Here is a 9,081-nt window from a genome sequence, read left to right on the forward strand (position 1 = left end):
ACCCAGCGGTCGCCCATCAGGCACCCGCCGCGTAGCCCGCCGGCAGGTGGATCATCTTGTGCTCCAGGTACTCGCTCAGCCCCTCGGGCCCGAATTCCCGCCCCACGCCGCTGTTCTTGTAGCCCCCGAACGGACCCAGCATGTCCAGACTGAAGGTGTTCACGTTGAAGGTGCCCGTGCGCACCTGGCGGGCGAAGTCGACGCCGTGCTCCACGTCCCCCGTCCAGACGCTGCCGCTCAGACCGAACTCCGAGTCGTTGGCGACCCGTACCGCCTCCGCCTCGTCCCCGTACGGGATCAGGCACACGACCGGTCCGAAGATCTCCTCGCGGGCGATCCGCATCGAGTTGTCGACGTCCCCGAAGAGGGTCGGCTCCACGTACCAGCCCTGCTCCAGTCCGGCCGGGCGGCCGCCGCCCGCCAGGACCTTCGCGCCCTCCTCCTGCCCGATCCGGATGTAGTCCAGCGACCGCTGCTGCTGGCGCCTGGCGACCAGCGGGCCGAGCTGTGTCGCCGGGTCCAGCGGGTCGCCGACCACCAGTGCGCCGGCCGCGGCCGCGAGGGCCTCGGCGACCTCCTCGTACCGGCTGCGCGGCGCGAGCACGCGGGTCTGGGCCACGCACGCCTGCCCGTTGTTCATCCAGGCCGCCGGGACGATCCCGGCGATGGTGGACTCCAGGTCGGCGTCCGGCAGGATCACGGCGGCGGACTTGCCGCCGAGTTCGAGCGTGACGCGCGTCAGGTTGCGGGCGGCGACCTCCATCACGCGCCGGCCGGCCGCGACCGAGCCGGTGAAGGCCACCTTGTCCACGCCGGGGTGGCCGACGAGGTACCCGCTGACCTCCCGGTCCGCGGGCAGGATCGACAGCACCCCTTCCGGCAGCCCGGCCTCGCGGGCGATGTCGGCGAGGATGTACGAGTCCAGCGGCGACTCGGGGGACGGCTTCAGGATCACCGTCGAGCCCGTGAGCAGCGCGGGCGCCAGTTTCGCGGCGGCCACGAACTGCGGCACGTTCCACGGGATGACGGCCGCGACCACGCCCACCGGCTCCCGGCGCACCAGGATCGGCCCGAGCGCGCCCTGGCGGTGCTCCTCGTACGGGTAGGCGCGCGCGACCTGGATGGCGGCGTCGTAGACCATCATCGGGCCGAGGGCCTGCGCGAGGACGCTCCAGGAGTACGGAGAACCGTTCTGCGAGCTGATCGAGCGGGCGATCTCCTCGTGCCGGACGGCGATGGCGTCCTTGATCCGGGTGACGACGGCGATCCGCTCGTCCAGGGACATCCGGGGCCAGGGCCCCTCGTCGAAGGCCTTGCGCGCGACCGCGACGGCGCGGTCCACGTCCGCGCGGGAGGCGTGCGGGACGCTGCCGATGACCTGCTCGGTGTGGGGGGAGACGATCTCGATCGTGTCGGTGCCCAGCGGATCCGTCCACTCACCGCCGATGAACAGGTGTCCGTGTTCCACGCGCTCGGTCATGGCTGATGCCTCCTGCGGCTTGGCGTTCCCGAACTGATACCAGTTCTAGTTCCAGGAGTCCACGGCCAGGACGGAACCGCCGGGAAGATCCAACCAGGGGTTGCGACTAGTCAGAACCGGCTACAGATGGTCGACTTGGGCGACTACTGCAACACGTTCTCGTGAGAGTGAGCCGGGCGGCGCAGACGCGGCCGGGCGCAGCGCAGACAGGGAGCCCTCATGCCGCAGGACACGCCGCCGCAGGACGCGCGGTCACAGGACACGCCGCCGCCGACCGCCCCCGCCCCGCCCGCCGCCCCCCACCTCACCGACCACGGCGGCGGCGTCCGCGGCATCAAGGTCCCGATCCCCGACAACCCGCTCGGCCACACCCTCGTCCACGTCCTCGACACCGACCGAGGGCCCGTCCTCATCGACACCGGCTGGGACGACCCGGAGTCCTGGGAGACCCTCACCGCCGGCCTCGGCGCCCTCGGCATCGCCGTCGCCGACGTCCACGGCGTGGTCATCACCCACCACCACCCCGACCACCACGGTCTGTCCGGGCGGGTCCGGGAGGTCTCCGGGGCCTGGATCGCCATGCACGCCGCCGACACCGAGATCGTCGTACGGACCCGCTCCGCCGAGCCCGGCACCTGGTTCGACTACATGAGCGAGAAGCTGGCCACCGCCGGAGCCCCCGAGGAGCACATCGCCCCGCTGCGGGCCGCCCGCGCGAGCGGCCGCCTGCGCACGCTGCCCGGGCTGCGGGCCGCCGTCCCCGACCGGGAGATCGTCCCCGGTGAACTGCTCCCCCTCGCCGGACGCCGGCTGCGCGCCATCTGGACCCCCGGGCACACCCCCGGCCACGTATGCCTGCACCTGGAGGAGCGGCACCCGGCGAACCTCCCCGGCAACGGCCGGCTCTTCTCCGGCGACCACCTGCTGCCCGGCATCTCCCCGCACATCGGACTGTACGAGGCCCCCGACGAGCTCGGGGTCGTCCGGGTCACCGACCCCCTCGGCGACTACCTCGACTCCCTCGAACGCATCGGCCGCCTCGACCCGGCCGAGGTGCTCCCGGCCCACCAGCACGCCTTCACCGACGCCCCGACGCGGGTGCGCGAGCTGCTGGACCACCACGAGGAGCGGCTGACCGGCCTGTGGGAGCTGCTCGCCGAACCGCTGACCCCGTGGGGGCTGGCGGAGCGCATGGAGTGGAACCGGCCCTGGGAGCAGATCCCGTACGGCTCCCGCAACATCGCCGTCTCGGAAGCGGAAGCCCATCTGCGGCGGCTGGTGAAGCAGGGCCGGGCGGAGGCGGTCCCGGGCAGCGACCCGGTCACCTACCGCGCCCTGTGACGCCGGCAGGTCCCCGGGTAAGGGGTGCTCCGGGCGGGCGCCACCCTTCCGGGTTGTTACGGGCCGGTACAGTTGACCCGTCGTCCACCCTTCCGTACGGGGCGAAGCCGGTGCGATTCCGGCGCTGGCCCGCAACCGTGACCCGCCCGGGCCCCCTCCGGGCGGGGAGCCGGACCGCCCCGTACGCGAGGTGCGCGGCTCGCGCCGCCGGGGCCCCCGGTGGCCGGCACCGTCGAGGTAAACGGAGCCGGAGCCCGGTGCCCTGTACGGGCCTGCCTCCTGCTCCCCAGCACGAGAGGCACCCGCCCCCCATGAACGTCCGCCGCAGCGCCGCCGCGCTCGCCGCCTCCGCCGTGCTCTGCGTGGGCGCCGCCCCCGCAGCCCTCGCAGCGCCTTCCCCCTCCGCCCCGCCCGCCCCGGTGATCCCGTCCGGGCTGTTCGGCAAGAAGGACCCGACGTACGACGGGGTGTGGCGGCAGTCCTTCGCGCTGCTGGCCCAGCACACGGTCGGCGTGAAGCCGGCCAAGGAGGCCGTCGACTGGCTGGTCGGCCAGCAGTGCGCGAACGGCGGCTTCGCCTCCTTCCGCGCGGACGCCGCCGCTGCCTGCGACGACAAGACGATGTTCGACACCAACGCCACCGCGATGGCCGTGCAGGCGCTGAAGGCACTGGGCGGGCAGGACGCGGCGGTGAAGAAGAGCGTGGACTGGCTGAAGTCCGTCCAGAACGAGGACGGCGGCTGGGCCTTCGTCCCCGGCACCCCGAGCGAGGGCAACTCCACCTCCATCGTGATCAGCGCGCTGGCGGTGGCCGGCGAGAAGCCGGCCGACGTGAAGTCGAAGGCGGGCAAGTCCGCGCACGAGGGCCTGCTGGCCTTCCAGCTGGGCTGCGCCGCCGAGCCGGCCTCCGACCGCGGCGCCTTCGGGTACCAGCCGGCGCCGGACGGCAAGCTCCCGGCCAACGCCGACGCCACGGCCGCCGCGGTCCTGGCGGGCCTGGGCCGGGGCGCGGTCGTGTCCCCCGCCGCCGCGGACACCCCCGCGGCCGCTCTGGCCTGCCCGGCGACGGGCGCCGCCGACCCGGCGGCCGCGGCCCAGGGCGCGGCCGGCTACCTGGCCGAGACGCTGAAGAAGGACGGCCACCTCACTGCCGTCACCCCCGGCGCGGACCAGCCGACCGCGGACACCGGCAACACCGCCGACGCGGTGATCGCCCTGGCCGCGGCCGGGCACCAGCAGTCGGCGGCGCCCGCGCTGGAGTGGCTGAAGGCCAACTCGGCGGAGTGGGCCAAGGACAGCCCGGCGGCCCTCGGGACGCTGGTCCTGGCCGCGCACGCGACCGGCACGGACCCGAAGTCGTTCGGCGGCACGGACCTGGTGACGGCCCTGAACGCGACGGGCCCGGCGCCGAGGACGGCACAGGCCGAGGCGGACAAGTCGAAGACCTCCGAGAAGTCGGACGAGTCGCAGAAGTCGGACTCGAAGGTCTGGTGGATCGTCGGCGCGGGCCTGGCCGCCGGCATGGGCATCGGCGTCCTGCTGAGCGGCCGCCGGAAGAAGAACCAGCTCTGATGCGCCGCCGCGCCCTGACCCCGCTGGTCCTCGCGTTCGGTGTCCTGCTCACCCTCGTGGCCTCCTCCCCGGCGCTGGCGGCGAGCTACCGCTACTGGTCGTTCTGGGAGGCCTCGGGCGGCCAGTGGCAGTACGCCACGCAGGGCCCCTCGACGGCCCGTCCGGCGGACGGCTCGGTGCTCGGCTTCCGCTTCTCGGTGAGCAGGGACGCGGCGGCCGAGGCGGCGAAGCCGCGCGCGGCGGCCGACTTCGCGGCGGTCTGCGCGGGCACCCCGGCCGCAGAGGGCCGCAAGCGGATCGCCGTGGTCGTCGACTTCGGCGTCCCCGCCGACACCCCGGCCGGCGACGCCCTGCCGCAGGACACTCCGCGCCCGGCCTGCGCCCAGGTCGCCCCGGACGCCACGGCGGCCGAGGCCCTGGCCCAGGTCGCCAAGCCGCTGCGCTACAACAGCGCGGCGCTGCTGTGCGCGGTGTCGGGCTTCCCGAAGCAGGGCTGCGGCGAGCCGATCGAGGACACGGCGCGGCAGCCGGACCCGGATCCGAGCGGGAACCCGAGCGCGGGTGCGAGCGCGAGCCGGAAGCCGTCGGCGGAGCCGAAGGCCGGGGGCGGCGGCCCGTTGACGTCCCTGCTGGCAGGCGTGGCGGCGGTGGCCGCCCTGGCCGCGGCCGCGGTGTGGCAGTCGCGCCGGCGCCGATGACACCGCCGCCCACCCCCGACGACCCGGCGTTCCGGGCCACCCGCACGGGTGGTGCGGGTACGTCCCGGACCCGCCGTCCCGCACCCGGCGACCTGACCCCGGCCGGGCCCGGGCCGGCCGGGGCGGGTGGTCCCGGGTTCCGCGCCTCGTACGAAAAGATCTCGGCCCCACGGGCCCGGCGCGGCAACGCCCTGCACGCGGGGGCGTGGTGGCTGTGGGCCCTCGGGCTCGCCACCGCCGCCTCGCGCACCACCAATCCGCTGCTCCTCGGCCTGATCACCGGCGTGGCCGGCTACGTCGTGGCCGCCCGCCGCACCGCCGCCCCCTGGGCCCGCTCCTACGGCGCCTTCCTCAAGCTGGGCCTGTTCGTCATCGGACTCCGGCTCCTCTTCTCCGTACTCCTCGGCTCCCCGATCCCCGGTGCGCACCCGCTGTTCACCCTCCCCGAAGTGCCGCTGCCCGACTGGGCGGCCCAGGGGATCCGCATCGGCGGCCGCGTCACCGCCGAGCAGCTCGCCTTCGCCTTCTACGACGGCGCCAAGCTGGCCACCCTCCTGGTCTGCGTCGGCGCCGCCAACGCCCTCGCCAATCCGGCGCGGCTGCTGAAGTCCCTCCCGGCCGCCTTGTACGAGGTGGGGGTCGCGGTCGTCGTCGCGATGACCTTCGCGCCGAACATGGTCGCCGACGTGGCCCGGCTGCGGACCGCCCGGCGGCTGCGCGGCCGTCCCACCGGCGGGGTCAAGGCCGTCCTCCAGATCGGCCTGCCCGTCCTCGAAGGCGCGCTGGAGCGTTCCGTCGCCGTCGCCGCCTCGATGGACGCGCGCGGCTACGGGCGTACCGCCGAGGTCCCGCCCGCCGTCCGGCACACCACCAACGTCCTCACGCTCGGCGGCCTGCTCGGCATGTGCGCGGGCACGTACGGGCTGCTCGCCGCGGAGGGAGCCGCGTACGGGCTGCCGGTCCTCGCCGTCGGCCTCGGCCTGGCGCTCGCGGGCCTGCGCCTGGGCGGGCGGCGCAGCATCCGGACCCGCTACCGGCCCGACCGGTGGGGGTGGCGCGCGTGGCTGGTCGCCGGTTCGGGTGCGGCGGTCGCCGCCGCCCTGATCCGCGCCGGGACGGTGGACCCGGCCGCCCTCCAGCCCGGCGTCGTGCCGCTGGTCGCGCCGACGCTCCCGCTGTGGCCGGCGGCGGCGATCCTGATCGGCCTGGTCCCCGCCCTCGTGGCCCCCGTACCTCCGAAGGAGGCATCGCAGTGATCCGCTTCGAGCAGGTGTCGGTCACGTACGACGGCGCCGACCGGCCCACCCTCCGTGATGTGGATCTGGTGGTCCCGGAGGGCGAGCTCACGCTCCTGGTCGGCCCCTCGGGCGTCGGCAAGTCCACCCTGCTCGGCGCCGTCTGCGGCCTGGTCCCGCACTTCACCGGGGGCACGCTGCGGGGCCGCGTCACGGTCGCGGGCCGTGACACCCGCACCCATAGGCCGCGCGAGCTCGCCGACGTCGTGGGCACGGTCGGCCAGGACCCGCTCGCGCACTTCGTGACGGACGTGGTCGAGGACGAGCTCGCGTACGGGATGGAGTCGCTGGGCCTGGCTCCGGCCGTCATGCGCCGCCGGGTCGAGGAGACGCTGGACCTGCTCGGGCTGAACGAACTGCGCGACCGCCCCCTCACCACCCTCTCCGGCGGCCAGCAGCAGCGGGTCGCGATCGGCTCGGTCCTGACCCCGCACCCGAAGGTCCTGGTCCTGGACGAGCCCACCTCGGCTCTGGACCCGGCGGCGGCCGAGGAGGTGCTCGCGGTGCTCCAGCGCCTGGTGCACGACCTGGGGACGACGGTCCTGCTGGCGGAGCACCGCCTGGAGCGGGTGGTCCAGTACGCGGACCGGGTCCTCCTCCTCCCGTCCCCGGGCGCGCCTCCGGTCCTCGGCAGTCCCTCCTCGGTCATGGCGGTCTCCCCGGTCCACCCGCCGGTGGTGGCCCTGGGGCGGCTGGCGGGCTGGTCCCCCCTGCCGTTGTCGGTGCGGGACGCGCGCCGCCGGGCCCCGGAGCTCCTCCCCCGCCTGCGGACGCCGGTGGCGGTGCCGGTGCCGACTCCGGCAGCGGCGCCCGCGCCCTCGGTCGCGCCGCGGCCGGACCTCGCGCCGACGCGCCCCGGCCGGTCGGCTCGCCTGGCCCGCCTGTTCCGCCGGAGCGGGGCGGCCCCCGGCCCGGCGGTCGAGGGAGCCGCCGCTGACGGAGCCGCCGACGACGGCCGGATGGGGGCCCCGGCCACCCCGTCGGAGCCCGTGGCCCGGGTCGCCGGCCTCGCGTTGCGCCGCGGCCGCGCCGAGGTCCTCCACGGCATCGACCTCCGCGTCGCCCCCGGCGAGACCATCGCCCTCATGGGCCGCAACGGCGCCGGCAAGTCCACCCTGCTCGCCACCCTCGTCGGCACGCTGGCCCCCACGACCGGCACCGTCACCGTCGCCGGCCGCACCCCCCACCGCACGGCCCCGCAGGAGATGGTCCGCCGCGTCGGGCTCGTGCCGCAGGAGCCCCGCGACCTCCTCTACGCCGACACCGTGGCCGCCGAATGCGAGGCGGCCGACTCCGACGCGGGCGCGGCCCCCGGCACCTGCCGGGAACTGGTCTCCGCCCTGCTCCCCGGCGTCCCCGACGACACCCATCCCCGGGACCTCTCCGAGGGCCAGCGCCTGGCCCTGGCCCTGGCGCTCGTACTCACCGGCCGGCCCGCCCTGCTCCTCCTCGACGAACCGACCCGCGGTCTGGACTACGCGGCCAAGGCCCGCCTGATCGAGGTGCTGCGCGGCCTCGCGGCGGACGGGCACGCCATCGTCCTCGCCACGCACGACGTGGAGCTCGCCGCCGAGCTGGCCCACCGGGTCGTGATCCTGGCGGGCGGCGAGATCGTCGCGGACGGCCCGACCGCCGAGGTCGTCGTCTCGTCCCCGGCCTTCGCACCGCAGGTGGCCAAGGTCCTGGCCCCGGCGCCCTGGCTCACGGTGACCCAGGTCGCACAGGCGCTGGCCGAACCGGCACCCGACCCCATGCCCGTACCGGAGCCCGAACCCGAACCCGCATCCCCGTCCGAGCCCGCCCCCCGGGCCGGGGCCGCCGGATGAGCGCCCGCCCCCTGCGCATCGGCCCCCGCGCCGCCGCCGCGCTGCTCCTCGTCACCCTCATCGGCATCGCGGCCTTCGGCTGGCCCCTCCTCGCCGACCGCCAGTCCGGCCTCGCCCACTCCCAGGACGCCCCCTGGCTCTTCGCGGGGCTGCTCCCCCTCCTCGTCGCCGTCGTCGTCGCGACCATCGCCGACCAGGGCATGGACGCCAAGGCGGTGGCGATGCTCGGCGTGCTCGCCGCGGTCGGGGCGGCCCTGCGCCCCCTGGGCGCCGGGACGGCCGGCCTGGAGCCGATGTTCTTCCTGATGGTGCTCAGCGGCCGCGTCCTCGGCCCCGGATTCGGCTTCGTCCTCGGCTCGGTCACGATGTTCGCCTCCGCCCTGCTCACGGGAGGGGTGGGTCCGTGGATGCCGTTCCAGATGCTGGCGATGGGCTGGTTCTCGCTGGGCGCCGGGCTGCTGCCGGGCGCGGTGGGGGTCGTCCCCTCCGGTCAGGCGAGGGCGGGAGCCCGGGAGAGGCTGCGGGGCCGGGCGGAGCTGCTGATGCTGGCGGCGTACGGGTTCGCCGGCTCGTTCGCGTACGGCACGATCATGAACCTCCAGGGCTGGGTGCTCCTGCAGGGCATGGGCCAGGGCATCTCGTTCCACCCCGGGGATCCGGTCCCCGCGAATTTGGCGCGCTTCGCCGCCTACTGCGCGGCGACCTCGCTGGGCTGGGACCTGGGCCGGGCCGTGCTGACCGTCGTGCTGACCCTCTCGATCGGCGGCCCGCTGCTGAGGGCGCTGCGGCGGGCGGTGCGGAAAGCGGCGTTCGAGGCACCCGTTTCCTTCGGTTCGCGTTGAAAGTGGCCCGGCACACACACCATTCCGC

Annotated in this window: 7 protein-coding genes; 6 read left to right on the plus strand and 1 reads right to left on the minus strand. The window is 75.4% G+C overall.

Annotated elements, in window-relative coordinates; all coding sequences use genetic code 11:
- Window positions 1-16: 16 nt before the first annotated feature.
- Window positions 17-1,480, minus strand: a complete 1,464-nt coding sequence (locus tag ACS04_RS31465; RefSeq protein WP_048480240.1) for an aldehyde dehydrogenase — start codon at window positions 1,478-1,480, stop codon at window positions 17-19.
- A gap of 219 nt (window positions 1,481-1,699) precedes the next feature.
- Between ACS04_RS31465 and ACS04_RS31470 the strand changes: the two genes are divergently transcribed.
- The 6 genes from ACS04_RS31470 to ACS04_RS31495 all read left to right on the plus strand — a co-directional run bounded on the left by ACS04_RS31470 (window position 1,700) and on the right by ACS04_RS31495 (window position 9,053).
- Window positions 1,700-2,821, plus strand: a complete 1,122-nt coding sequence (locus ACS04_RS31470; protein WP_245236643.1) for a Strvi_7410 family MBL fold metallo-hydrolase — start codon at window positions 1,700-1,702, stop codon at window positions 2,819-2,821.
- A gap of 311 nt (window positions 2,822-3,132) precedes the next feature.
- Window positions 3,133-4,392: an SCO2321 family membrane protein gene (locus tag ACS04_RS31475; RefSeq protein WP_048480241.1), complete on the plus strand. Its 1,260-nt coding sequence runs from the start codon at window positions 3,133-3,135 to the stop codon at window positions 4,390-4,392.
- The gene (locus ACS04_RS31480) at window positions 4,392-5,090 is read left to right on the plus strand and encodes an SCO2322 family protein (RefSeq protein ID WP_048480242.1); all 699 of its coding nucleotides are present in this window, start codon (window positions 4,392-4,394) and stop codon (window positions 5,088-5,090) included. Before ACS04_RS31475 ends, ACS04_RS31480 begins: the two co-directional genes overlap by 1 nt.
- On the plus strand, window positions 5,087-6,346 hold the full coding sequence (locus ACS04_RS31485; RefSeq protein WP_107438763.1) for an energy-coupling factor transporter transmembrane component T family protein: 1,260 nt from the start codon (window positions 5,087-5,089) through the stop codon (window positions 6,344-6,346). Before ACS04_RS31480 ends, ACS04_RS31485 begins: the two co-directional genes overlap by 4 nt.
- Window positions 6,343-8,211, plus strand: a complete 1,869-nt coding sequence (locus ACS04_RS31490) for an ABC transporter ATP-binding protein (protein WP_078865549.1) — start codon at window positions 6,343-6,345, stop codon at window positions 8,209-8,211. Before ACS04_RS31485 ends, ACS04_RS31490 begins: the two co-directional genes overlap by 4 nt.
- Window positions 8,208-9,053 (plus strand): ECF transporter S component, encoded by an 846-nt coding sequence (locus ACS04_RS31495; RefSeq protein WP_048480243.1) that lies wholly within the window; start codon window positions 8,208-8,210, stop codon window positions 9,051-9,053. Before ACS04_RS31490 ends, ACS04_RS31495 begins: the two co-directional genes overlap by 4 nt.
- Window positions 9,054-9,081: the final 28 nt, after the last annotated feature.

It is taken from the genome of Streptomyces roseus (assembly GCF_001044425.1).
GTDB lineage: Bacteria > Actinomycetota > Actinomycetes > Streptomycetales > Streptomycetaceae > Streptomyces > Streptomyces roseus.